Annotated in this window: 15 protein-coding genes and 3 rRNA genes; 5 read left to right on the plus strand and 13 right to left on the minus strand. The window is 68.3% G+C overall.

The genetic code is table 11. The features are described from left to right. Nucleotides 1–8: 8 nt before the first annotated feature. Nucleotides 9–1,223, minus strand: a complete 1,215-nt coding sequence (locus tag ACU4ZT_RS13395) for an NADP-dependent isocitrate dehydrogenase (RefSeq protein WP_045529537.1) — start codon at nt 1,221–1,223, stop codon at nt 9–11. 201 nt (nt 1,224–1,424) lie between these two features. On the opposite strand from ACU4ZT_RS13395, the gene ACU4ZT_RS13400 reads away from it, so the two are divergent. From ACU4ZT_RS13400 to ACU4ZT_RS13410, 3 genes are all read left to right on the plus strand, one after another. Further along, entirely contained in the window at nt 1,425–1,877 is a 453-nt protein-coding gene (locus ACU4ZT_RS13400; protein WP_043673388.1) for a GNAT family N-acetyltransferase, read from the plus strand. A 3-nt stretch (nt 1,878–1,880) separates the two neighbouring features. Then, nucleotides 1,881–2,201 carry an MGMT family protein gene (locus ACU4ZT_RS13405; RefSeq protein ID WP_063071658.1) on the plus strand — a complete coding sequence of 107 codons (321 nt, stop codon included), beginning with the start codon at nt 1,881–1,883 and terminating at the stop codon, nt 2,199–2,201. A 166-nt stretch (nt 2,202–2,367) separates the two neighbouring features. Beyond that, on the plus strand, nt 2,368–2,805 hold the full coding sequence (locus ACU4ZT_RS13410) for a hypothetical protein (protein WP_254654520.1): 438 nt from the start codon (nt 2,368–2,370) through the stop codon (nt 2,803–2,805). 47 nt (nt 2,806–2,852) lie between these two features. Here ACU4ZT_RS13410 and ACU4ZT_RS13415 read toward each other — a convergent pair whose 3' ends face one another. From ACU4ZT_RS13415 to sucC, 11 genes are all read right to left on the minus strand, one after another. Further along, the gene (locus tag ACU4ZT_RS13415) at nt 2,853–4,661 is read right to left on the minus strand and encodes an ABC transporter ATP-binding protein (RefSeq protein WP_445337347.1); all 1,809 of its coding nucleotides are present in this window, start codon (nt 4,659–4,661) and stop codon (nt 2,853–2,855) included. Next, nucleotides 4,658–6,424, minus strand: coding sequence for an ABC transporter ATP-binding protein (locus ACU4ZT_RS13420; protein WP_175345497.1), 1,767 nt, complete (start codon nt 6,422–6,424; stop codon nt 4,658–4,660). The genes ACU4ZT_RS13415 and ACU4ZT_RS13420 overlap by 4 nt, the downstream gene beginning before the upstream one ends. Before the next feature lie 635 nt (nt 6,425–7,059). Then, on the minus strand, nt 7,060–8,217 hold the full coding sequence (gene ddaH / locus ACU4ZT_RS13425; RefSeq protein WP_445337348.1) for a dimethylargininase: 1,158 nt from the start codon (nt 8,215–8,217) through the stop codon (nt 7,060–7,062). Nucleotides 8,218–8,580: 363 nt separating this feature from the next. After that, a 5S ribosomal RNA gene (gene rrf / locus ACU4ZT_RS13430) occupies nt 8,581–8,697 on the minus strand. Nucleotides 8,698–8,813: 116 nt separating this feature from the next. Further along, nucleotides 8,814–11,933 (minus strand): 23S ribosomal RNA (locus ACU4ZT_RS13435). Between the two features lie 426 nt (nt 11,934–12,359). Next, nucleotides 12,360–13,880: ribosomal RNA gene (locus ACU4ZT_RS13440) — 16S ribosomal RNA — on the minus strand. The 16S, 23S and 5S rRNA genes sit together here, the layout of an rRNA operon. A 562-nt stretch (nt 13,881–14,442) precedes the next feature. Then, complete coding sequence (purH, locus tag ACU4ZT_RS13445; protein ID WP_445337349.1) at nt 14,443–16,059, minus strand: bifunctional phosphoribosylaminoimidazolecarboxamide formyltransferase/IMP cyclohydrolase; 1,617 nt, start codon at nt 16,057–16,059, stop codon at nt 14,443–14,445. Next, nucleotides 16,056–16,649, minus strand: coding sequence for a phosphoribosylglycinamide formyltransferase (purN, locus tag ACU4ZT_RS13450; protein WP_175345462.1), 594 nt, complete (start codon nt 16,647–16,649; stop codon nt 16,056–16,058). The genes purH and purN overlap by 4 nt, the downstream gene beginning before the upstream one ends. A gap of 9 nt (nt 16,650–16,658) precedes the next feature. Next, nucleotides 16,659–17,939 (minus strand): cell division protein PerM, encoded by a 1,281-nt coding sequence (locus ACU4ZT_RS13455; RefSeq protein ID WP_063070857.1) that lies wholly within the window; start codon nt 17,937–17,939, stop codon nt 16,659–16,661. Nucleotides 17,940–18,112: 173 nt separating this feature from the next. Beyond that, on the minus strand, nt 18,113–19,000 hold the full coding sequence (sucD, locus tag ACU4ZT_RS13460) for a succinate--CoA ligase subunit alpha (RefSeq protein WP_445337350.1): 888 nt from the start codon (nt 18,998–19,000) through the stop codon (nt 18,113–18,115). 27 nt (nt 19,001–19,027) lie between these two features. Continuing rightward, entirely contained in the window at nt 19,028–20,191 is a 1,164-nt protein-coding gene (gene sucC, locus ACU4ZT_RS13465; protein WP_445337351.1) for an ADP-forming succinate--CoA ligase subunit beta, read from the minus strand. Between the two features lie 237 nt (nt 20,192–20,428). On the opposite strand from sucC, the gene ACU4ZT_RS13470 reads away from it, so the two are divergent. Together ACU4ZT_RS13470 and ACU4ZT_RS13475 are read left to right on the plus strand one after the other, a co-directional pair. Then, nucleotides 20,429–21,250 carry an oxygenase MpaB family protein gene (locus tag ACU4ZT_RS13470; protein WP_063070854.1) on the plus strand — a complete coding sequence of 274 codons (822 nt, stop codon included), beginning with the start codon at nt 20,429–20,431 and terminating at the stop codon, nt 21,248–21,250. 117 nt (nt 21,251–21,367) lie between these two features. Next, entirely contained in the window at nt 21,368–23,353 is a 1,986-nt protein-coding gene (locus ACU4ZT_RS13475; protein ID WP_445337352.1) for a hypothetical protein, read from the plus strand. Here ACU4ZT_RS13475 and ACU4ZT_RS13480 read toward each other — a convergent pair. Further along, nucleotides 23,325–25,775, minus strand: a complete 2,451-nt coding sequence (locus tag ACU4ZT_RS13480) for an ATP-dependent helicase (protein WP_414748671.1) — start codon at nt 25,773–25,775, stop codon at nt 23,325–23,327. The genes ACU4ZT_RS13475 and ACU4ZT_RS13480 overlap by 29 nt on opposite strands. Between the last annotated feature and the right edge of the window lie 89 nt (nt 25,776–25,864).

Here is a 25,864-nt window from a genome sequence, read left to right on the forward strand (position 1 = left end):
CCGCGGGATCAGGCCAGGCGCGTCTGCAGGTTGTCCGCGAGCGACGCGAGGAACTCCTCGGTCGTCTGGTACGGCTGGTCGGGCCCGACGAGGAGCGCGAGGTCCTTCGTCATCTTGCCGCTCTCGACCGTCGTGATGACGACGTCCTCGAGGGTGTCCGCGAACGTCTTCAGCGCGTCGTTGCCGTCGAGCTTCGCGCGGTGCGCGAGGCCCCGGGTCCAGGCGTAGATCGACGCGATGGGGTTCGTCGACGTGGGCTTGCCCTGCTGGTGCTGGCGGTAATGGCGCGTGACGGTGCCGTGCGCGGCCTCCGCCTCGACGACCTTGCCGTCGGGCGTGGTGAGCACGCTCGTCATGAGGCCGAGCGAGCCGAAGCCCTGGGCCACGGTGTCGGACTGCACGTCGCCGTCGTAGTTCTTGCAGGCCCAGACGTAGCCGCCCTCCCACTTGAGCGAGGCGGCGACCATGTCGTCGATGAGGCGGTGCTCGTACGTGAGGCCGGCGGCGTCGAACTGCTCCTTGTACTCGGCCTCGAAGACCTCCTGGAACAGGTCCTTGAAGCGGCCGTCGTAGGCCTTGAGGATCGTGTTCTTCGTCGAGAGGTACACCGGGTAGTTGCGGGCGAGGCCGTAGGACAGCGACGCGCGCGCGAAGTCGCGGATCGAGTCGTCGAGGTTGTACATGCCCATCGCGACACCGGATCCGGGGCTCTGGAACACCTCGAACTGCTGCGGCTCGGAGCCGTCCTTCGGGGTGAAGGTCATCGTGAGCGTGCCCTCGCCCTCGAAGCGGAAGTCGGTGGCGCGGTACTGGTCGCCGAACGCGTGGCGGCCGACGATGATCGGCTTGTTCCATCCGGGCACGAGGCGCGGGATGTTGCTGATGATGATGGGCTCGCGGAAGATCGTGCCGCCCAGGATGTTGCGGATGGTGCCGTTCGGCGAGCGCCACATCTTCTTCAGGCCGAACTCCTCGACGCGCGCCTCGTCGGGCGTGATCGTGGCGCACTTGACGCCGACGCCGTGCTTCTTGATGGCGTTGGCCGCGTCGATCGTGATCTGGTCGTCGGTCTCGTCGCGCTTCTCGATGCCCAGGTCGTAGTACTCGAGGTCGATGTCGAGGTACGGGTGGATGAGCGTGTCCTTGATGGACTGCCAGATGATGCGCGTCATCTCGTCGCCGTCGAGCTCGACGACGGTCCCCTCTACCTTGATCTTCTCCACGAAGTCCTCCTCATGCTCGTCGGTGCCCTCCGTCCGCGCGTCTCCGTCGGCGCGCGGCGGGTCCGGCTCGTCGCCGGTGGATCCGTCGGCCAGCCTACCCGCCGAGGCCGTTGTCTCGACATCGAGACATCCCCGATCCCGCGATCGGACGGGGCCCGCGCCGTCCTGGTCCGGCCGGGCGCCGGGCGATACCCTGTGCCCATGAGCGACATGAGACTCGAAGAGCTGAGCGCCCGCACGATCGTGGCGGCCAACACGCTGACGCTCAAGCCGGGGCAGGAGAACTACGTCGCCCCCGTGTCGCACTCCATCGCCGAGGCGTACGTCAACCCCACCACCGCCTGGCCCCGCGTCGTGATCGAGGACGAGGAGGTCGTCGGCTTCATCATGGGCAACTTCGACCCCGAGGCCCACGAGGAGATCTTCCGCAGCTGCATCTGGCGCATCAACGTCGACGCCGACGCGCAGGGCCACGGCGTCGGCCGCTTCGCCGTCCTCTCGCTCGCCGACGAGGCGCGCTCGCGCGGGTTCGACCGCCTCACGGTGGTGTGGGAGCCGGGCGAGGACGGACCGGAGGACTTCTTCACGCACGTGGGCTTCGAGGTCATCGGCGAGACGCAGTACGGCGAGGCCATCGGCGCGCTGGCGCTCTAGCGCGTGGCCGTCTTCACGACGCCCGGCGAGTACACCGATCGTGTCCTCGAGGTCGTGGCCGAGATCCCCGCCGGCCGGGTCATGACCTACGGCGACGTGGCCGCCGTCTTCGGCCGTCGCGGCGCTCGCGCCGTGGGGATGGTGATGCGGTACCACGGCTCCGGGCTCCCCTGGTGGCGCGTGCTCCGCGCGGGCGGGCACCCGCCGACGGGCCTCGCGGACGAGGCGCGCCCGCGGTACGAGGCGGAGGGCACGCCGCTCGTCGACGCGCCGACGGATGCGGGCTACCGCGTCGACCTGGCGGCGGCCCGCTGGTTCCCCTGACGGGCTGACGGGCTGACGTGCGCTGCCGGGCCACGCCGAGCCACGCCGTGACACCGGCGCCCTGCTCCCCGTCCGCCTGACGGCCGAGCCCGGATCATGCTCCGGGACCACCGCCGGGGCCTCCCAGCCGATGCGGCGGAGGACCCTCGACCGCTGGACTGGGATCATGCCCCGTCGCCCGTCCGCCCGCTCCCTCGTCGCCGTCCCGATCACCGTCGTCCTCGCGCTGTCTCTCGGCGGCTGCGGCGCGGCCCGCACGGTCGGCGGCATGACCAGCCCGGCGGACGCGCGCGTCTACGCCGCGGCGGCGGACGCCGAGGGGCGGCTCCCGTCGTGGATCCCCGCCGACGCGACCGACGTCCGCATCAAGACCTCGCTCCGCGGCGAGGGCGCCATCCTCGCGTTCCGCTCCGCGACGCCGGCGGACGCCCTCGGCTGCACCGCCGCTCCCGCCGACGCTCCCCCGCCCGCCGTCCAGGACACGTGGTGGCCGGATCCGTCGCCCACGGCCGCGATGACGTGCGGCGACGGCTGGCTGACCGCCGCCGCCGGGGACGCCGTGCACGCGTGGCTGCCGGCCGGGTCGCGCGCGCTCGACCTCTGACACCGGGCAGGGCACCTGCCGCGCGGGAGGCGCCCTGCTCGGTCGCGCTAGACCAGCGACTCCCGCCAGGCCGCGTGCAGCTGCGAGAAGCGGCCCGTGCCCTGGATGAGCGACTCGGGCGTGCCGTCCTCGACGATCCGTCCCTGCTCCATCACGAGCACGCGGTCGGCGATCGCGACCGTCGAGAGCCGGTGGGCGATGATGATCGCCGTCCGGTCCGCGAGCAGCGTGGTGAGCCCCTGCTGCACGAGCCGCTCGCTCGGGATGTCGAGCGAGCTCGTCGCCTCGTCGAGGATGAGCACCGCCGGATCCGCGAGGAAGGCGCGCGCGAACGACACCAGCTGCCGCTGGCCCGCCGAGACGCGCCCGCCGCGCTTGTTCACGTCGGTGTCGTAGCCGTCGGGCAGGCTCACGATGAAGTCGTGGGCGCCCACCGCGCGCGCCGCCTCCTCGATCTCGCCACGCGTGGCGTCCGGCTTCCCGATGGCGATGTTGTCCGCGACCGAGCCGGAGAAGAGGTACGCCTCCTGCGTCACCATGACGATGGCGCGGCGCAGGTCCTTCGGGTGCAGGTCGCGGAGGTCGATCCCGTCGAGCGCCACGCGGCCCTCGGACGGGTCGTAGAAGCGGGAGATGAGCTTCGCGAGCGTCGTCTTGCCGGCCCCCGTGGATCCGACGAGCGCGATGGTCTGCCCGGCCGGCATGTCGAGGTCGAACCTCGGGAGGATGGTCTTGCCCTTCCCGTAGCCGAACTCGACGCCCTCGAACGACACGTGGCCGGTGGAGTGCCACAGGTCGACGGGTCGCACCGGGTCCGGCACGCTCGGCTCCTCCTCGAGCACGCCCGAGATCTTCTCGAGCGCCGCCGACGCCGACTGGTAGCTGTTGTAGAACATGGCCATGTCCTGCGCCGGCCCGAAGAACTGGCGCGTGTAGAGCACGACAGCGAGCAGCGCGCCGATGCCGAGCTGACCGTCGGCCACGCGCAGGCCGCCCACGAGCAGCACCACGGCCACCGTGATGTTGCCGATGAGGATGAGGCCCGGGTCGAAGACGCCGAACACCTGGATCACCCGCATGTTCGTGTCGCGGTACCCCTCGACGTGCTCGGAGAACTCGTCCGCGTTCCGCTTCTCCTTGCGGAACGCCTTCACCGCGCGGATGCCGGTCATGGTCTCCACGAAGTGCACGATGAGCCGCGCGGACTTCACGCGCGTCTGCCGGAACAGCGCCTGCGACTTGAGCGCGAACCAGACGCTGAGGAAGAAGAGCGGCACGAGCGCCGCGAGCAGCACGAGGCCCGATACCCAGTCGAAGGAGAACAGCGCGATGGCGGTGAACGCCATGTACAGCGCGCCCTGCACCAGCTGGTTGATGCCGCCGTTGAGCAGCTCCCGGATGGAGTCGAGGTCGCTCGTCTGCCGGGAGATGATGCGGCCCGACGTGTAGGTCTCGTGGAACTCGAGGCTCAGCTTCTGGGTGTGCAGGAACATGCGCTTGCGGAGGTCGATGAGGATCTCCTGCGCGATGCGCGCCGACATCACCTGGTACTTGGCCACCAGCACGGCGCCCGCGACCGCCACGAGGACGTACGCGCCGATGACGAGCGCGAGGAGCGTGGGGTCGTCCGTCTCGAGCAGCGCCGGCAGCGCGCGGTCGAGGCCCACGCCGATGAGCGCGGGGCCGGCGACGTTGGCCGCGGTGGCCACGAGGATCGTGACGGCGGTGAGGATCAGCGTCCGCTTGACGGGCTGGACGGTGCTGACGAGCAGCCGCGTGGAGCGGCGTCGGATCTGCCTGCTCTCGGCGCGGGAGAAGTCGTCCCTCTCCTCGCCGGTGACCCCGGTGACGCTCATGCTGAGGCCTCCTCGCGCACGGTGTTCCCTTCCACGTCCAGGCTCGAGATGACGAACCGGTAGTGCTCGCTGGTGGCGAGCAGGTCGGAGTGCCGGCCGACCGCGGTGATGCGGCCGTCCTGCATGAGCGCCACCCGGTCCGCGAGCATCACGGTCGAGGGGCGGTGCGCCACGATGAGCGCGGTGGTGGACGCGAGCACGCGGCGCAGCGCCGCCTCGACGAGCGCCTCGGTGTCGACGTCGAGCGCCGACAGCGGGTCGTCGAGGACGAGCACGGAGGGCGCTGCGGCGACGGCACGCGCGAGCGCGAGCCGCTGGCGCTGCCCGCCGGAGAGGCTGAGCCCCTCCTCGCCGACCGTCGTCTCGATCCCGTCCGGCAGGTCGCGGACGAAGCCCGCCTGGGCGATGTCGAGCGCCTCCTGCAGCACGCGCTCCGCCTCGGGCCCGCCGTCGACGAGGTCGGGGCGGCCCAGCAGGACGTTGTCGCGGACGCTGGACGAGAAGAGCGTCGCGTCCTCGAAGGCCATGGCGATGCGGCTGCGGAGCTCCTCGAGCCGGAGGTCGCGGATGTCCACGCCGTCGAGCTCGATGCGGCCGCCCGTCACGTCGTAGAGCCGCGTGGTCAACGCCGTGAGCGTCGACTTGCCGCAGCCCGTGACGCCCACGAGCGCCATGGTCTCGCCGGGCAGCAGCTCGAGGTCGATGCCGTCGATGAGGTCCGCCTGCCCTGCCGGGGCGTCCTGGTAGCGGAAGTGCGCGTCCCGGAACACGAGGTGCCCGCGCGGATCCGCGATGGTCGCCGGCGCGTCGGGGTCGGTGATCGCGTCCTCCTCGTCCATCACCTCGAAGTAGCGGTCGACGGCCGTGCGCGCGTCGAAGGTCATCGACAGCAGGAAGCCGACGGACTCGATCGGCCAGCGCAGCACCGCGGCGGTCGCGAAGAACGCCACGAGGTCGCCGACCGAGATCTGGCCCGCGGACGCGAGCAGCACGCCGCCGAGGAGGGCGAGCGCGAACGTGATGTCCGGCACCAGCAGCAGCCACAGCCAGATGCCGGCGATCGCCTTCGCCTTCTTGATCTCGGTGCCGCGCAGCTCCTCCGCCTGCTCGGCGAACGCGTCGTGCATGTGCTTGCCGCGGCCGAACGCCTTGAGCACGCGGATGCCGTGGACCGACTGCTCGACGCTCGTCGCGAGGTCGCCCGACTGGTCCTGGCTGAGCCGGGCGACGGAGGAGTACTTCTGCTCGAAGAGGTAGCCGTAGACCCACAGCGGGATGGAGCAGACGAGGAACCCGATCCCGAGGCGCCAGTCGATGGACACCAGGAACCCGATGCCCACCAGGATCGTGAGGATGTTGACGATGAACAGCACCAGGCCGAACGCCATCCAGCGGCGGATGAGGTTGAGGTCGCTGACCATGCGGGACAGGAGCTGCCCGCTCTGCCACCGGTCGTGGAAGGCCACGGGCAGCCGCTGCAGCTTCCGGTAGAAGGCGTTGCGCATGTCCGCCTCCATCAGCGTGCCGGGCTTCAGCACGAACCAGCGGCGGAGGGCGATCATGGCGGCCTCGAGGATGCCGAGCCCCAGGATCAGGAGCACGGCGGGCACCACGGCCGCCGCGTCGCCGTCGCCGAGCGGCCCGTCGACGAGGCCCCGCAGGATCTGGGGGATGATCAGCGCCAGCAGCGAGCCGATGAGGGCCACCACCATGCCGGCGATGATGCTGGGCATCGCGGGACGCGCGAACGGCAGCAGGCGCATGAGCACCGCGATGGTGCCGGGCCGGGGGCCGTGGCGGTCGGAGGGGGGCGCGGCCTGGTCGGCGGGCGTTGTGCTGGGCACGAGGCGTTCCTTCGGTAGACCCGATCCATGGTGGACGGGCGGTCGTACGGCGGCGGTCGGCGTCAGGACGCGGACGGCGGGGTTCGTGGTGGGGCGACGCAGGCGCTCGCGACTCCACCGGAGGCGTGATCCCGCGGCGGGCGGTTGAGGGCGCGGCGGCCTCCCGGCGAGCACGCCCGGTCGGCACGCCGCGCGGCTGCCGGCGGCGTGGATCCGGCGGAGCGGGCGACGCGTCGGCGTCACCCCTCCCCGGCAGCGCTTAGAGGGCGGCTTCCGGGCGGAAGCCGTCGAGGCGCACGCGGATGGCGGCTGCGGGCGTCGAGTGCGTGCGTGCGTCTGTCGTCGATGTCGTGGTCATGACACCCTCCCTGGCTGCGTATGCGATTCACGTGTGGGCCGCACCGATCGGACCATGTGGATGGCCGCTCCAGGCAGCCTTTCAGGATATGCAGCGGCGGCGTCACGCACAAGAGCCCGCCCTGCATCCGAGGATGCGGGGCGGGCTCGTGGTCGAGGAGCGGGCGGCATGGAGCACGCGGCTCCCTCGCAGCGGGTCAGTCCACGCGCACCGAGAGGCACGTGACGCACCCCTCGAGCTTCTCGAACTCGCTGATGTCGACCGTCACCACCTCGTACCCGAGCGTCTGCAGGAGGTCGGCGGTGCGCGGGGCGGCGGCGGACAGGAGCACCGTGTGCTCGTCCAGGACCACGACCGCAGCGCCCTCGGCCTCCGGCACGGGGAGGAAGGACGGGAAGAGGCGGGCTGCGTCCACGAGCGGCTCGTACCCGATGACCGTGCCATCCGGCAGCGCGGTGACCTGCGTCTTGAGGTGGAGGGTCGAGGCCACGGGCACGGCGACGACCTCGTATCCGAGCGGGCGGGCGATCTCGCGGAGACGGCGGATGCCCTCGGGGTTCGTGCGGGAGCTGCTGCCCACGTAGAGCGTCCTGCCGACCTCGAGCACGTCTCCCCCGTCGACCGTCGCGGGCAGGTCGATGGTGACGACGTCGAGACCGAGATCCCAGACGCTCTGCTCCACGCCCTGCCGCTCACCACGACGCGACTCGGCGCCGGAGGTGAGCACGACCGCCGTGTCGCCCAGCACCACGACGGCGTCCTCGACGAAGACGGAGTCGGGGTGCGCGTCCGACGGCGGCACCTCGCGGGTGGCCCATCCGTGCTCCTCGAGCGCGAGCACGTAGCGCTCCCACTGCTGGTCGGCGAGCTCGGCGTCGATCGGCTGCCGATCGACGTGCGTGAGCTCGCCGTCGGCGAGGCGCGACGAGGGGATGCGGACGAGCGCGACCCGCTCCCGCGCACGCTCCTCGCCGTCGCCGGACAGACGCCGCCAGATCCGTCGTCCCAGGAGGATGGACGCGAGGATCAGGCCGAGCTCGAACATGAGGTTGAGGCCGAGGATGGTCCCGAGGAGCGGAGCGACGATGTCGCTCTTGAGCGGCGCCCCCTGCGCCATGGCCCCGAGCAGGCTGCCGAGGAGCGCGGCCACGATCGCGGCGAGGACGGAGCCGACGATCGTGGTCCACAGCCGCCGGTACGCTCCGGCCCCCGCGAGAGCCGCGAGGAGCACGAACGAGATGAGCGTGTGCACGGTCCAGTAGTCCAGGAGCGGGACGAGAACGGCCACACCCGGCTGCTGGCTCGCGCTGAAGACCGTGAGCACGCTGAACAGCAGGCCGAGGATCGCGGACACCCCAGCCGCGACGAGCGCAGCGGACAGGGCCCTGCCGAGGGATGCGCCGGCTGCGGGCGACCGCTTCATGAAGGAGGGCGCGGGCCTGCCTGCGGTCCTCACCGCGCCCACCGCCGGATTCCCGGAAGAGGTCCGGGCGTGCATGTCGGCCGACGTCTCCGGGGCGTCGGGTGCGGAGGAGCGGTCATCGTCATGGTCGTTCTCTCGGGGATCGGTCACGACCCACGACCCTAATCCCCGCGCTCACGACCCTCATGTGAACGGCCTGGACGGCGGGCGGATGCCTCGCGCCGGCGCCGTGCCCGTTAACGCGAGAAGGCCCGCCGCACGAATGCGACGGGCCTCCCCGTTTACTCAAGTTAAGTCCGGCGGTGTCCTACTCTCCCACAGGGTCCCCCCTGCAGTACCATCGGCGCTGAGAGTCTTAGCTTCCGGGTTCGGAATGTGACCGGGCGTTTCCCTCTCGCTATGGCCGCCGAAACACCTCATACACACCCCTCAGGGCATGAAATCTGTGATGAATCGACCAGTCAAGCTGGTTGTTCAATTGATACCCGACCGTATATCGGGAACCACATAGTGGACGCAAGCAAAGTGTTTTCAAGATATCGGCTTATTAGTACAGGTCAGCTCCACGAGTCTTTAGTCCTCGCTTCCACATCCTGCCTATCAACCCGGTAGTCTAGCCGGGAGCCTTCACCCTAAAAGGGATGGAAATCTCATCTCGAAGCCGGCTTCCCGCTTAGATGCTTTCAGCGGTTATCCGTTCCGAACGTAGCTAATCAGCGGTGCTCCTGGCGGAACAACTGACACACCAGAGGTTCGTCCATCCCGGTCCTCTCGTACTAGGGATAGATCTTCTCAAATTTCCTACGCGCGCAGCGGATAGGGACCGAACTGTCTCACGACGTTCTAAACCCAGCTCGCGTACCGCTTTAATGGGCGAACAGCCCAACCCTTGGGACCTACTCCAGCCCCAGGATGCGACGAGCCGACATCGAGGTGCCAAACCATGCCGTCGATATGGACTCTTGGGCAAGATCAGCCTGTTATCCCCGAGGTACCTTTTATCCGTTGAGCGACAGCGCTTCCACAAGCCACTGCCGGATCACTAGTCCCGACTTTCGTCCCTGCTCGACTTGTCAGTCTCACAGTCAAGCTCCCTTGTGCACTTACACTCGACACCTGATTACCAACCAGGTTGAGGGAACCTTTGGGCGCCTCCGTTACTCTTTAGGAGGCAACCGCCCCAGTTAAACTACCCACCAGGCACTGTCCCTGAACCGGATTACGGTTCGAAGTTAGATATCCAGAGTGACCAGAGTGGTATTTCAACAATGACTCCACCCGAACTAGCGTCCGAGCTTCACAGTCTCCCACCTATCCTACACAAGCCACACCGAACACCAATACCAAGCTGTAGTAAAGGTCACGGGGTCTTTCCGTCCTGCTGCGCGTAACGAGCATCTTTACTCGTAGTGCAATTTCGCCGAGTTCGCGGTTGAGACAGCTGGGAAGTCGTTACGCCATTCGTGCAGGTCGGAACTTACCCGACAAGGAATTTCGCTACCTTAGGATGGTTATAGTTACCACCGCCGTTTACTGGGGCTTAAATTCTCAGCTTCGCACTTGCGTGCTAACCGTTCCTCTTAACCTTCCAGCACCGGGCAGGCGTCAGTCCGTATACATCGTCTTGCGACTTAGCACGGACCTGTGTTTTTAGTAAACAGTCGCTTCCCACTGGTCTCTGCGGCCTTCAAACGCTTCAGGAGTAAATCCCTACACGCCTCAGGCCCCCCTTCTCCCGAAGTTACGGGGGCATTTTGCCGAGTTCCTTAACCACGATTCTCTCGATCTCCTTAGTATTCTCTACCTGACCACCTGAGTCGGTTTGGGGTACGGGCGATTGGAACCTCGCGTCGATGCTTTTCTCGGCAGCATAGGATCACTGATTTCGTCCGTGAGGACTACCCATCGGGTCTCAGGCTACATAGAAGACGGATTTGCCTATCTTCTGCCCTACATCCTTAGACCGGGACAACCATCGCCCGGCTCAGCTACCTTCCTGCGTCACACCTGTTAATACGCTAAACGCCTCAGCGTAGGGTCGTGTGCTAGGCCAAGACCGTCACCCCGAAGGGATCGAATCAAGGATTCAGACACTTAGCATTACTGGATTGTCTTGGGCGGTTCTTCATCGGTACGGGAATATCAACCCGTTGTCCATCGACTACGCCTGTCGGCCTCGCCTTAGGTCCCGACTTACCCAGGGCGGATTAGCCTGGCCCTGGAACCCTTGGTCTTTCGGAGGACGGGTTTCTCACCCGTCTTTCGCTACTCATGCCTGCATTCTCACTCGTGTGGCCTCCACGGCTGGTTCACACCGCCGCTTCGCTGGCCACACGACGCTCTCCTACCCATCCATACGGCTGGACCACGAAGGCCTGCCTGTAATATAAATGCCACAACTTCGGTGGCGTGCTTGAGCCCCGTTACATTGTCGGCGCGGAATCACTTGACCAGTGAGCTATTACGCACTCTTTCAAGGGTGGCTGCTTCTAAGCCAACCTCCTGGTTGTCTATGCAACTCCACATCCTTTCCCACTTAGCACGCGCTTAGGGACCTTAGATGGTGGTCTGGGTTGTTTCCCTCTCGACGATGAAGCTTATCCCCCACCGTCTCACTGCTGCGCTCTCACTTACCGGCATTCGGAGTTTGGCTGAAGTCAGTAACCTTTTGGGGCCCATCGTCCATCCAGTAGCTCTACCTCCGGCAAGAAACACGCAACGCTGCACCTAAATGCATTTCGGAGAGAACCAGCTATCACGAAGTTTGATTGGCCTTTCACCCCTATCCACAGCTCATCCCCTCCATTTTCAACTGAAGTGGGTTCGGTCCTCCACGACGTCTTACCGTCGCTTCAACCTGGCCATGGATAGATCACTTCGCTTCGGGTCTAGAACATGCGACTCATACGCCCTATTAAGACTCGCTTTCGCTACGGCTGCCCCTCACGGGTTAACCTCGCCACATATCACTAACTCGCAGGCTCATTCTTCAAAAGGCACGCTGTCACACCAACAAGGGTGCTCCAACGGTTTGTAAGCAAACGGTTTCAGGTACTATTTCACTCCCCTCCCGGGGTACTTTTCACCTTTCCCTCACGGTACTTGTCCGCTATCGGTCATCTGGGAGTATTTAGGCTTATCAGGTGGTCCTGACAGATTCACACGGGATTTCACGGGCCCCGTGCTACTTGGGATACTCTCCGGACAGGCGACGACATTTCGACTACGGGGTTCGCACCCTCTATGACTGGCCTTTCAAGACCATTCGTCTATATCGCGCTCATTGCCCTCACAGCTCGGTAGAACTGTACGGAAAGTCCCGCAACCCCGACCATGCAACTCCTACCGGATATCACACATGATCGGTTTGGCCTCTTCCGGTTTCGCTCGCCACTACTAACGGAATCGCTTTTGCTTTCTCTTCCTGTGGGTACTGAGATGTTTCACTTCCCCACGTTCCCTCTACCCGCCCTATATATTCAGGCGGGAGTCACCAGGTCACCCAAAGGGCCTGGCGGGGTTTCCCCATTCGGAGATCCTCGGATCAAAGCTCTATTATCAGCTCCCCGAGGCTTATCGCAGATTTATACGTCCTTCTTCGGCTCCAGATGCCAAGGCATCCACCGTTTGCTCTTAGAATCTTGAAATCACATGAGATTGAATCGTTTCGCCTCCCCTAGAGGAGACAGAATTGACCAATGATCTATAAATAGATCTTTGTGATCCACCGGTAAACCGGTGAATCTAAGATGCTCGCGTCCACTGTGTAGTTCTCAATATACGGGCGGTACCCCACCACCATCCACTCAGGGACGACGGAAAGGGTCCGACAAGAAACCAGACACACCGAACGGTGCGGCCCGGTCCCTCAGGACCCAACAGCGTGCAACATGCCCTCGACACCCCACACCACGTTCCCACCCCACAAGGAGGCGTACTAGCAGCACGACGAATCAACCGGCATCAATGTCAATGTTCCACCCATGAGCGCCACCACCAGGACATCCGCCTGACGCGTGACTTGGCACCATTGATCTCCCTGTATACAGAGGAGAGGTGCACATGCTCCTTAGAAAGGAGGTGATCCAGCCGCACCTTCCGGTACGGCTACCTTGTTACGACTTAGTCCTAATCACCGATCCCACCTTCGACAGCTCCTCCCTTGCGGTTAGGCCACTGGCTTCGGGTGTTACCGACTTTCATGACTTGACGGGCGGTGTGTACAAGGCCCGGGAACGTATTCACCGCAGCGTTGCTGATCTGCGATTACTAGCGACTCCGACTTCATGAGGTCGAGTTGCAGACCTCAATCCGAACTGAGACCGGCTTTTTGGGATTCGCTCCACCTTGCGGTATCGCAGCCCTTTGTACCGGCCATTGTAGCATGCGTGAAGCCCAAGACATAAGGGGCATGATGATTTGACGTCATCCCCACCTTCCTCCGAGTTGACCCCGGCAGTCTCCTATGAGTTCCCACCATTACGTGCTGGCAACATAGAACGAGGGTTGCGCTCGTTGCGGGACTTAACCCAACATCTCACGACACGAGCTGACGACAACCATGCACCACCTGTATACCGACCTTGCGGGGCACACATCTCTGCATGTTTCCGGTATATGTCAAGCCTTGGTAAGGTTCTTCGCGTTGCATCGAATTAATCCGCATGCTCCGCCGCTTGTGCGGGCCCCCGTCAATTCCTTTGAGTTTTAGCCTTGCGGCCGTACTCCCCAGGCGGGGAACTTAATGCGTTAGCTGCGACACGGAGACCGTGGAATGGTCCCCACATCTAGTTCCCAACGTTTACGGCATGGACTACCAGGGTATCTAATCCTGTTCGCTCCCCATGCTTTCGCTCCTCAGCGTCAGTTACGGCCCAGAGATCTGCCTTCGCCATCGGTGTTCCTCCTGATATCTGCGCATTCCACCGCTACACCAGGAATTCCAATCTCCCCTACCGCACTCTAGTCTGCCCGTACCCACTGCAGACCCGAGGTTGAGCCTCGGGATTTCACAGCAGACGCGACAAACCGCCTACGAGCTCTTTACGCCCAATAATTCCGGACAACGCTTGCACCCTACGTATTACCGCGGCTGCTGGCACGTAGTTAGCCGGTGCTTTTTCTGCAGGTACCGTCACTTTCGCTTCTTCCCTACTAAAAGAGGTTTACAACCCGAAGGCCGTCATCCCTCACGCGGCGTTGCTGCATCAGGCTTTCGCCCATTGTGCAATATTCCCCACTGCTGCCTCCCGTAGGAGTCTGGGCCGTGTCTCAGTCCCAGTGTGGCCGGTCACCCTCTCAGGCCGGCTACCCGTCGTAGGCTTGGTGAGCCATTACCTCACCAACAACCTGATAGGCCGCGAGTCCATCCCCAACCGAAATTCTTTCCACGACCAGACCATGCGGCCAATCGTCATATCCGGTATTAGCTACCATTTCTAGCAGTTATCCCAGAGTCGGGGGCAGGTTACTCACGTGTTACTCACCCGTTCGCCACTGATCCGCCAGAGCAAGCTCTGACATCACCGTTCGACTTGCATGTGTTAAGCACGCCGCCAGCGTTCGTCCTGAGCCAGGATCAAACTCTCCATAAATGCTTAAACGCACGACCACCCGAAAGCAGTCGGCACATCTAAAGCCAGACGTGAACGGGAATCGAACACGAACCAGCAAGTTTGAAACCGACAGAACAAATCATTACTGACTTGCTTGTTTGTTTAAATGTATTCCAAAGGAATCCGAAACGAGCATCCGAAGGACACCCGCAACGGGTATTTGGCATTTGACATTGTGCACGCTGTTGAGTTCTCAAGGAACGGACGCTCCCGACACCGACCATCACAGCCAGCCATCGGAGCTCACACTCCACCGCTCCCCGTGGGAGTGATCCAGACCACAAGGCCCAGCACTCACGTCGGAAGCAGAATCAGACCCTAGTTCAGTTGATGGTAAACACGCAACCCGTAAGCCGCGGCAACTTCTGTTTCACCAGGATCAAGCCCACCAGAACCAGCCCGGAAGCATTTCGCTTCCCGCCCGTTCCGGCGACAAGAGGAGACATTACGCGGACCACCCCACCCCCGCAAAACAACCCGCATCCCGGGCGTGTCGCGACGGCGGTGGGCCGGCGGCCCGGAGGACCGCCAGCCCACAGGATCAGTGGAAGAAGTGGCGCTCGCCCGTGAAGTACATGGCCACGCCGGCAGCCCGGGCAGCCTCGACGACCTCCTCGTCGCGCACGGATCCGCCGGGCTGGACCACTGCGCGGACCCCGGCGTCGAGCAGGACCTGCAGGCCGTCGGCGAAGGGGAAGAACGCGTCGGACGCCGCGACCGACCCCGCCGCGCGCGCTCCCGCGCGCTGCACCGCGAGGTGGCACGAGTCCACCCGGTTGACCTGGCCCATGCCCACCCCCACCGAGGCACCGTGGTGCGCGAGCAGGATGGCGTTCGACTTGACCGCCCGGCACGCCTTCCACGCGAACTCCAGGTCGGCGAGCGTCTGCTCGTCCACCGCCTCCCCTGTCGCGAGCGTCCAGCCCGCCGAGACGCGTCGGCCGTCGGTGGGGAACGCATCCGTCGACTGCACGAGGTATCCGCCCGAGATCTGACGCGCCTCCAGCGGCTCCCGGCGGTACCCCTCGGGGAGCGTCAGGAGGCGGAGGTTCTTCTTGGACTTGAGGAGCGTGAGCGCGTCGTCGTCGAAGCCCGGCGCCACGAGCACCTCGGTGAAGATCTCCTTCACCGTCTCCGCCATCCCGAGCGTGATGGTGCGGTTGGCGGCGATCACTCCCCCGAACGCGGACACCGGATCGCAGTCGTGCGCGCTCCGGTGCGCGGCGGCGATCGCGTCGACCGCGCGTGGCGGCGCCACCGCGATCCCGCACGGGTTCGCGTGCTTGATGATGGCGACGGCCGGCTCGGCGAAGTCGTACGCGGCGCGCACGGCGGCGTCCGCGTCGACGAAGTTGTTGTAGGACATCTCCTTGCCGTGCAGCTGGGTCGCCTGGGCGATCCCCGCCCCGTCGGCGCTGCGGTACAGGGCCGCATCCTGGTGCGAGTTCTCCCCGTACCTGAGCACCTGCGCGAGGTCGCCTGCGACGCGGAAGGACGCCGGCCACGTCGGCGACGCCTCGTCTGATCCCACGACGGCATCCCGGAAGTAGTCCGCGACGGCCCTGTCGTAGTCGGCCGTGTGGGCGAAGGCCGCGGAAGCGAGACGACGCCGCTGGGCGAGGGTGGTGCCGCCGGAGCGCACGGCCTCGATCACCTCGCCGTAGCTGGTCGGCGACACGACGATCGCGACGTTCGCGTGGTTCTTGGCGGACGCGCGCACCATGGCGGGCCCGCCGATGTCGATCTGCTCGATGACGTCCGATGCGGGAGCCCCCGAGGCGACGGTCTCCACGAACGGGTACAGGTTGACGACGACCAGCTCGAACGGGGAGATGCCCAGCTCCGCGAGCTGGGCCTCGTGCGACTCGAGCCGCAGGTCGGCGAGGAGGCCCGCGTGCACCGACGGGTGCAGGGTCTTGACCCTCCCGTCGAGCACCTCCGGGAAGCCCGTCACGTCCTGCACGGGGGTGACGGGGAAGCCCGCCTCGGCGATGGTGCTGGCGGTGGATCCGGTGGAGACGATCTCGACGCCGGCCTCGACGAGGGCGGACGCCAGCTCGAGGAGCCCGCTCTTGTCGCTCACCGAGACGAGGGCGCGCGTCACGGCGATGCCGTCGCGGTCGCGGAACAGGGACGGGTCGTGACGGGGTCCGCTCATGCGGTGGTCAGCTCCTTGAGGTCGATGGTGCCGAGGGCGATGGCGCGCACCGTGTCGACGAGGAGCCTGCGCTCCACGACCTTGATGCGCTCGTGCAGGGTGTGCTCGGTGTCGCCCGGCTCCACCGCGACGCGCTCCTGCGCGAGGACGGGGCCGGTGTCGACGCCGGCGTCGACGACGATGAGGGAGGCCCCGGAGGCCGGGACCCCCGCGGCGATGGCGTCGCGCACCGCGTGGGCGCCGGGGAACTCCGGCAGGTAGGCGGGGTGCGTGTTGACCAGACGCGGGGCGAAGGCCTCGACCGCCCGTGGGGGCAGGAGGCGCATGAAGCCGCTGAGGACCACGAGGTCCGGATCCCAGCCGGAGACGGCGGCCACCAGCTCGTCGCCCCAGGTCGCGCGATCCGGGAAGCTCGAGAACGGCACCGTGAAGGTGGGGATGCCGCGCTCCTCGGCGAACCGCAGCCCGTCCGCCTCGCGATCGGCGCCGACCGCGACGATGCGCGCCGGGTAGTCCGCGTGATCCGCCGCCTGGAGGAGGGCGAGGAGATTGGTGCCGCTGCCGGAGACGAGGACCACCACGTTGAACACGGCCACAGCCTATCCGCGTCCTTCCGGGCTCCGTCGGACCAGCGGGGCCATGAGGCCGGAGACGAACATGCCCGCCACGGAGGCGACGCCGATCTCGAGGAACGCGTACAGGAGGATCCAGCCGGCAGCGGGACCGACGTCGGCCAGCCTGCCGGGACCAGCAGCCCCGCCCGACAGGGCCGCGAGCAGGCACAGCACGACGGCGCCGACGACGCCCATGCCGAGGCCCGCCGCGAGGAACCACGGCCAGCGGCGGGCCTCGGGTTCGGGGATGCGCGCGACGCGTGGCGAGAGCGCCACCGCGGCGACGAACGCCACCACCACGGGGACGAGGATCCCGAGGTAGCCCAGGTCGAGGGTGCCCTGCGGCAGGATGCCGAGGACCGGGATGGACGGGATCGGGCCGACGGTCGTGCCGAGCGGTGACACGGAGGACCCGGTCCCCAGGGCGAAGCCGGGCCCGACGAGCCAGGACGACGTCCACATCACCAGGTTCGGCAGGAGCGCGATCTGCCCGAGCGTGAGGGCGACTCCCCCGACGATCCCCGTCTGCAGGGTCTCGTAGAGCGTGATGACGGTCGCGTACCGCACGCCGAGCAGGACCGCGACGACTGCCGACGAGACGGCGACGACGGCGAATGCCGCGGCCGCTCCGCCGCGGACCGCCGTCCCGGCCACGGATGCGGCGCCCTCGGGGAGGCGGTCGAGAGCGTCCCGGACCGAGCGGATGGACCCGGCCGCGCGTCCCGACGACAGCGAGCCCCACCACCGGCCGGCCCGGGCGCGATCGACGCGGGTGACGACGCCGATCAGCAGGCCGAGTGCGAGGACGAGCGTCGGGAGCACCGCGCCGCGCACCACGGCGGGTGCGATGCCCTCGTGCTGCGCCGCGAGCGCGAGGCCCAGGGAGAGGACGGCGGTCGTGGCGACGGCGGCCGCGGCACCGGCGCCGGGGTGGTCCGTCTCGACGATGCGGCGACCGGCCCGCGTGCCGAGCAGCAGCGTGAGCAACGCGAAGCCCAGAGGGGCGAGCGAGAGCGCGAACGGGGCGTCGACCGCGGGGAGCCCGAGGGCCGTCGAGAGCGCCGGATCCAGCGATGCCGTGAGCGGCACGCCGTGGCCGAGCAGCCACAGGTCGACGGCCGTCCGCGCGAACACGCCCCAGTCGATCTGCAGGTCGTACTGCCCGGCCCAGAGGACGGTGAGCGGCACGAGGGGCAGGGCGACGCCGACCCCTACCACCAGGAGCGCTTCGAGTGCCGCGAACAAGGCGGTTGCGTGTCGGTTCATGCCTCGACGACCCTACCGGCCGCCCCCTGCGTGCCCCGTCGGCCGGCGGGCGCGCCGGGGAAGGCGCGCTCCGACCGGCTGGGGAGGAGGAGGCCGCACCGGCGCTGCACGACGACGGCCCGCATCCGGGTGGATGCGGGCCGTCGTCGTCGCCGGGGTGGCGGATCCTGCGTCTACAGCGCGGCGAAGACCTCGCGGAGGAGGTTGGCGGTCTCGGTCGGCGTCTTGCCGACCTTCACGCCGGAGGCCTCCAGAGCCTCCTTCTTTCCCTGCGCCGTGCCGCTCCCGCCGGAGACGATGGCGCCGGCGTGGCCCATGGTCTTGCCCTCGGGGGCGGTGAAGCCCGCGACGTACGCGACGACCGGCTTGGTGACGTGCGCCTTGATGTACTCGGCCGCGCGCTCCTCGGCGTCGCCGCCGATCTCGCCGATCATGACGATGGCGCGCGTGTCCGGGTCGGCCTCGAACGCCTCGAGGGCGTCGATGTGCGTCGTGCCGATGATCGGGTCGCCGCCGATGCCGATGGCGGTCGAGATGCCCAGGTCGCGCAGCTCGAACATCATCTGGTAGGTCAGCGTGCCCGACTTGGAGACGAGGCCGATGGGTCCGGCCTCGGTGATGGTCGCCGGGATGATGCCGGCGTTCGACTTGCCGGGGCTGATGATGCCGGGGCAGTTCGGGCCGACGATGCGCGTCTTCCCGCCCGTGCTCTTGGCGTGCGACCAGAACTCCGCGGAGTCCTTGACCGGGATGCCCTCGGTGATGACGACCGCGAGCGGGATGGCGGCGTCGATCGCCTCCACCACGGCGCTCTTGGCGAACGCCGGCGGCACGAAGATGACGGACACGTCGGCACCCGTCTCCGCCATGGCCTCGGCGACCGAGCCGAAGATCGGGAGCTCGACGCCCTCGATGGTGACGGTGCTGCCGGCCTTGCGCGGGTTGACGCCGCCCACGACCTTGCTGCCGGACGCGAGCATGCGGCCCGCGTGCTTGGTGCCCTCGGAGCCCGTCAGGCCCTGGACGATGATCTTGCTGTTCTCGTCGAGAAGAATCGACATCTATCTGTTCCTGTTCTCTCTCGGGAGTTAAGCGGAGGCCAGCTCGGCGGCCTTGTCGGCCGCCTCGTCCATCGTGCCGACGACGGTGACGAGGGGGTGCGCGCGCTCCTCGAGGATGCGGCGGCCCTCCTCGACGTTGTTGCCGTCGAGGCGGACGACGAGCGGCTTGGTGGCGGCGTCGCCCAGCTTGTCGAGCGCGCCGACGATGCCGTTCGCGACCGCGTCGCACGAGGTGATTCCGCCGAACACGTTGACGAAGACGCTCGTGACCTGCTCGTCCCCGAGGATGACGTCGAGACCGGCGGCCATGACCTCGGCCGACGCTCCGCCGCCGATGTCGAGGAAGTTCGCGGGCCGCACGCCGCCGTGCTTCTCCCCCGCGTAGCTGACGACGTCGAGCGTGGACATGACGAGTCCCGCGCCGTTGCCGATGATGCCGACCTGGCCGTCGAGCTTCACGTAGTTGAGGTCCGACTCCTTGGCCTTCGCCTCGAGCGGGTCGGCGGCGGCCGCGTCCTCGAGCGCCGCGTGGCCCTCGTGGCGGAAGCCGGCGTTCTCGTCGAGGGTGACCTTGCCGTCGAGCGCGATGATGTCGCCCGACTCGGTGAGCACGAGCGGGTTGACCTCGACGAGCGTCGCGTCCTCGTCGCGGTAGACCCACCAGAGGCGCTCGAAGACGGGCGCGACCTTGGCGATGAGCTCCTCGGGGAAGGAGGCGGCGCGGGCGATCTCCTCGGCCTTGGCGGCGTCGATGCCGGCGACCGGGTCGATCTCGATGCGGGCGAGGGCCTCGGGCCGGGTGACCGCGAGCTCCTCGATCTCCATGCCGCCCTCGTAGCTGGCGAGGCAGAGGTAGGAGCGCTCGGCGCGGTCGAGGAGGATCGAGAAGTAGAACTCCTGCGAGATGCGGGCGCCCGCCGCGACCATCACGCGGTGCACGGTGTGCCCCTTGATGTCGAGGCCGAGGATGCCCTGGGCCGCCTCGAACGCCGCGTCGGCGCTCTGGGCGACCTTGACGCCGCCGGCCTTGCCTCGGCCGCCGGTCTTCACCTGCGCCTTCACGACCACGGTGCCGCCGAGCTTCTCCGCCGCGGCGCGCACCTCCTCGGCGGTGTCGGCGACGATCCCCGGGAGGACCGGGACGCCGTAGGACTCGAAGAGGTCCCTGGCCTGGTATTCGAAAAGATCCACGCGTGTCATCCCATCCGCACCCGCGCCAGGCGGTACGTGCGTCGTTCGAGGCTGCGGTGCCACGACCGTCTGGTGGCGGCACCCGGTGTGTTGCGGCTGGTCGGCCCGCGTGCTGACCGCCCGGAGGGGCCGGCCCGCCGCGTCGACGACCGTGGAGAGCCTATCGGGTCACGGGTCGGCCGACCCGGGTCGGCGGGAGCCGTGCGGCGACGGCACCTGTGGAGGGAGACTGGAGGGATGAGCCCGAGGACCCACCCCGCCCGGAGGCGCGGCGGGTCCATCCGCGACATCGCGGGCGAGGGCATCCTGCTCGCCGCGGGGGGCCGCGCGATCCTGCTGCAGATCGCCGATCCGGCGGTCGCGCGCGGCGTCGCGGAGCACAGCGACTTCGCGTCCCGGCCGCTCGACCGCCTCGAGGGCACGCTCGGCTACGTGTACGCGGTCGTCTTCGGGTCGCCGGCCGAGGTCGCCCGGGCCCGGCGCATCGTCGGCCGTGCGCACGCGCCGGTGCGGTCCGACGCCCCCGCCGCCGACGGATCGGCCCCGGCCTACTCCGCCTACGACCCCGACCTGCAGCTGTGGGTGGCGGCGACGATCTACGACAGCGCGGTGACGATGTTCGAGATCGCCTTCGGACCCCTGCCGGACGAGGTGGCCGACCGCGTCTACCGCCAGTACGCCGTGCTGGGCACCGCCCTCCAGGTGCCCGAAGGGCGGTGGCCGCCGGATCGCGCGGCGTTCCGCGCCTACTGGGAGGAGCGGGTCGCGATCCTCGAGCCGACCGCGGACGCACGCCGGATCGCGCGGGCGCTCCTGCGAGGAGGCGACGGCCCGATGTGGCTCCGGAGCATCATGCCCCTGGCGGCGCTCATGACCGCGGCGCTGCTTCCGCCGCGGATCCGAGCGGGCTTCGGCCTGCGCTGGGATGCGCGCCTCGAGCGACGGGCGACGCGCGCGATCAGCGCGATCCTGGTGCCGTACCGGCGGATGCCGCGATGCGTGCGGGAGGCGCCGCGCACCGTGGTCACGCGGCGGTACGCGCGACGGGAAGCCGGGTAGCCGGACGCGCGATCGGCCGTGCGCCGCGCCTCCTGCACAGGCACCGGACGCCGCCCGACGTCCCCGATGCGGGCCTCGCGCGACGTCCGGCGGATCGGTCCGGAGCACCATCCGGCCATGACACGCATCCGCTCCTCTTCTGCCAGCTCCGCCTCCGCTGCCCCCGGCCCCGGCCCCGGCCCCGCGAGGACGCACCGGCCGAGTCGATCGCGCGCGGGGCGCCTCGTCTCGGCGGCCGTCGGGATCGGGCTCGCCCTCGGGATCGCGGCGAGCGCCGTCCCGTCCGCGCAAGCCCTCACGGCCGTCTCGCACGGCATCGGGTACTCGTCCCCGGGCGACGGGAGGTGGCTGGGTTCGTACCGGCTCGACGACGGCCGCCTGGGATTCTGCATCGACGTCGGGCTCGCCGCGCCGCCCGGGCACGCCTACGCGCCCGTCGACGACGCGGGCCGCTCGGCGGACGACCGTGCCCGGCTCGCCTACATCGCGCGCGAGTGGGCCGGATCCGCCGATCCGGACACCGCGGCCGCCGGCCAGCTCGCCACCTGGAGCATCACCGGGCTCGGCGGGCACGATCTCGGGTGGTACGCGGCACGGGCGGGCGATCGAGCCGGCGTCGTGGAGGCGCGCGCACGGGAGATGCTCGCCGAGACCGACTCGGCAGCGGGGGCGTCGCGCTCGGTCACGGCTGCGGCGAGCGCGGTCCTCGGCGACGATGGTCGCGGGACCGTCCGCGTCGACCTGCGCGCCGACTTCCTGGCGACGGGTCCGGCGTCCGTCCCCGCCGGCACGCGGACCGGCACGGTCCAGCTCGAGGGGGCGACCTTCGCCGACGGGAGCACGACGGCACGGGTGGCGGACGGCGTGGACACGGCCATCCGCGCCACCGGGTCGGATCCGACCCTGCACGTGCACGCGCGCGTCGTCTTCGCCGACCTCCCGTACGGAGACGCGCTCGACGTCGTCGGCGACGGCGGCGCCTCGCAGGGGCTCGTCCTCGCCCGTCCGGCGGACGCGAGGGCGGACGCGGAGGCGGAGGCGACGACCCCGAACCCGCTGCCCTTCGCGCCGCGCGTCGAGACCCATGCGTCCTCGGCCGTCGCGCATGCGGGTGACGTCGTCACGGACGCCCTCCACGTCACGGCGGACCCCGCCGCGGGATCGACGCCGGTGTCCGCCGGCTGGGGAACGACCCGGCGGCCCGATGGCGGCCTGCATCCGGTGCCCGTCGTCGTCCGCAGCCGACTGCTCGGCCCCTTCCTCGAGCAGGTGGGCCCCGAACGCGACGACGTCCCCGCCGACGCGCCGGAGGTCTGCCGGGTCGCGACCCTCGTCGACCACGGCCCCGGCGACTACGTCACGCCCCCGTGCACGCTGCCGTCGGGCGGTTACTACACGTGGGTGACGTCCATCGCCCCGGAGGACACGTCCGTGGCCGACGGCCGGTCGCGGGTGCTCCCGTGGCGCTCGACGTTCGGATCCGCCCTCGAGACGACGCAGGTCCCGCATCCCCCGACCGTCGACACGACCGTGGCCGCGAAGGAGGTCCTCGCGGGCGGCTGCCAGACCGACACCCTGCACGTCACCTCGTTCGCCGGCACGGGGCCGGTGCCGGTGCGGGTGCGCCTCGCGGGCCCCTTCGCCTCGACGCCGACCGATGGTGCGCCCGTCTCCCCGAGCGACCTCGCCGGGGCGACCGGTCGATCCGCCGAGGTGACGCTCACCGACGACGGCGACATGGCCACGCCGTGCATCCCGGTCGATGCTCCTGGCTGGTACGTCGCCGTGCTGGACAGCCCCGGACGGCCCGCGTCCGACGCGGACGGGGCGGCGGTCGCGCCCTTCGCGGACATGGTGGCGCACGCGAGCGAGACCTTCCACGCGAGCCCGCCTCCCCCGGTGGCGCAGGTCACGCCCCCGGCACGGCACGAGCTCGCCATGACGGGCGGAGCGCCCGGCATCACCGCGCCCATGCGATGGTCGGCGCCGCAGCTCGCGATCGGCGCATCGGTCCTCGGCGTGCTCGGCGCCGCCGGGGTCGGTCTGGGACGCACCGGCCGACGCCGCGCCTCGGCTAGAGCTTCTCGATGGGCGCGATCTTGATGAGCAGGCGCTTCCGGCCGGCCGGCCCGTCGAACTGCACCTCGGCTATGCGCTTGCGCCCCTCGCCGGTCACGCCGGTGACGCGCCCGTCGCCGAAGTCGGTGTGGCGGATCCGGTCGCCGAATGCGAGCTCGAGGTCGCCGTTGTCGCGCACCTGGCCGGTGACCGTGTTGGCCCACTGCGTCTTCGGGCGGGGAGGCGGCGGCAGGGCAGGATCCTCGAAGCCGCTCGAGGACCGGGACCGGCCGCCGTACCCGCCGCCCTCGCGGCGCGCGTTCAGGGCCCGGGGCTGCGTGCCGCCGCGCGACGTCGCCATGCCGGGCGACTGCTTCCAGTCGATGAGCTCGGCGGGGATCTCCTGCAGGTACCGGCTCGGCATCGCCACGTTGACCTCGCCGAACTGGGCGCGGGTCATGGCGAGGGAGATGAAGAGCCGACGGCGGGCGCGGGTGATGCCCACGTAGAACAGTCGCCGCTCCTCAGCCGGTCCGCCCGGCTCGTTGGCCGACATGCGGTGCGGGAGCAGGTCCTCCTCGACGCCCGTGAGGAACACGGAGTCGTACTCGAGGCCCTTCGCGGTGTGCAGCGTCATCAGCGACACCGTGCCGCTCGAGTCGTCGAGCTCGTCCGCGGCGGCCACCAGGGAGACCTCCGTGAGGAAGTCCACCAGCTGGCCCTCCGGGTTGTTCCGCGAGAACTCCTTCGTGACGGCGACGAGCTCCTCGACGTTCTCGGCGCGCGCCTCGTCCTGCGCGTCCTTGCTCGCGCGCAGCGCCTGCACCAGCCCGCTCCTCTCGAGGAGGGTCGTGACGAGGTCGCCGACGGAGGTGCGGCCCTCCGGTCGTTCCGGGTCGAGGAGGAGGGCGACCTCGTCGAGCATCCGCGAGAGCGTCAGGATGGCCTGCGTCACCTTGGGTCCGAGCCCCAGCTCGGACGCACGGCGCATGGCCTCGCGGAAGGTCACGCCGTGCGCCTCGGCGAAGTTCGCGAGCGCCGTCTCCGTCGCCGGGCCGATGCCGCGCTTCGGGGTGTTGAGGATCCGGCGGAGCGCCAGCACGTCGGCGGGGTTGGCCACCGCGATCAGGTAGGCCATGGCGTCCTTGATCTCGGCCCGCTCGTAGAACTTCGTGCCGCCCATGATCCGGTACGGCACGGCGGAGCGGATCAGGATCTCCTCGAGCGCCCGGGTCTGCGCGTTCGTGCGGTAGAACACCGCGATCTCGGAGTACGCGGTGCCCTCCTCGTGCAGCTTCTGGATCTCGTCCGCCACGAACTGCGCCTCGTCGTGGCCCGAGTACCCGGTGAAGCCGACGATCTTGTCGCCGTCGCCGATGGACGTCCACAGCTTCTTGTCCTTGCGGTCGAAGTTGTTCGAGATCACGGCGTTGGCGGCGGTGAGGATGTTCTGCGTCGAGCGGTAGTTCTGCTCGAGGAGCACGACCTTCGACTGCGGGAAGTCGCGCTCGAACTCGGTGATGTTGCGGATGTCGGCGCCGCGGAAGGCGTAGATCGACTGGTCGCTGTCGCCCACCACCGTGAGGGAGGCGCCGTCGATGCCGCCCATGCCGTTGGTGGACATGCGCGTGTCGACGGGCACGTCCTCCGGGGCGACGGCGCGCGTGAGCTCGCGGATGAGCGAGTACTGCGCGTGGTTCGTGTCCTGGTACTCGTCCACGAGCACGTGGCGGAAGCGGCGCTGGTAGAGCGCCGCGACCTTGGGGAACGCCCGGAAGAGGAACACGGTCTGGCCGATGAGGTCGTCGAAGTCGAAGGCGTTCGCCGCGGCGAGCGAGCGCGTGTACTGCCGGAAGATCTCCACGAACATCGCCTCGGCCGGGTCGTTGAAGTTCGCGGTGCGCGCGAACGTGTCCGCGTCGGAGAGCTCGTTCTTGAGCTTCGAGATGCGCCCGGACACCGAGGAGACCGTGAAGCCCAGCGTGTCCGCGTCGAGCTGCTTGATGATCCGCTTGATGAGGACCCGGCTGTCGGCCGAGTCGTAGATCGTGAAGTTCTGGGTGAAGCCGAACGCCTCGGCCTCTCGGCGGAGGATCCGCACGCACGCGGAGTGGAAGGTCGAGATCCACATGCCCTCGGACGCCTGCCCGAGGAGCGACTCGACGCGCTCGCGCATCTCGGCCGCCGCCTTGTTCGTGAACGTGATGGCGAGGATCTGGCTGGGCCACGCCTCCCGCGACTCGATGAGGCTCGCGATGCGGTGGGTGAGCACGCGCGTCTTGCCGGAGCCGGCGCCGGCCACGATGAGCAGCGCGGGGCCCCGGTACACGACCGCCTCGCGCTGCTCCGGGTTCAGCCCCTCCAGCAGCGGATCCGCGGGTGCGCCCGGCCCGCCGACGCCGCCCTGCCGACCGTCGAGGATGATCGGCGTGCGGGAGGCGGGAACGGCTGCGGGGTCGGCACTCATGTCGGCTTCGATCCTAGGCTCTGCCCCCGACGGGCCTCCGGGCGCAGCCGCCGACGGTCGTCGGGCACCCTGCCGACACGACAGGTTCA

The organism is Clavibacter davisi, assembly GCF_052751415.1.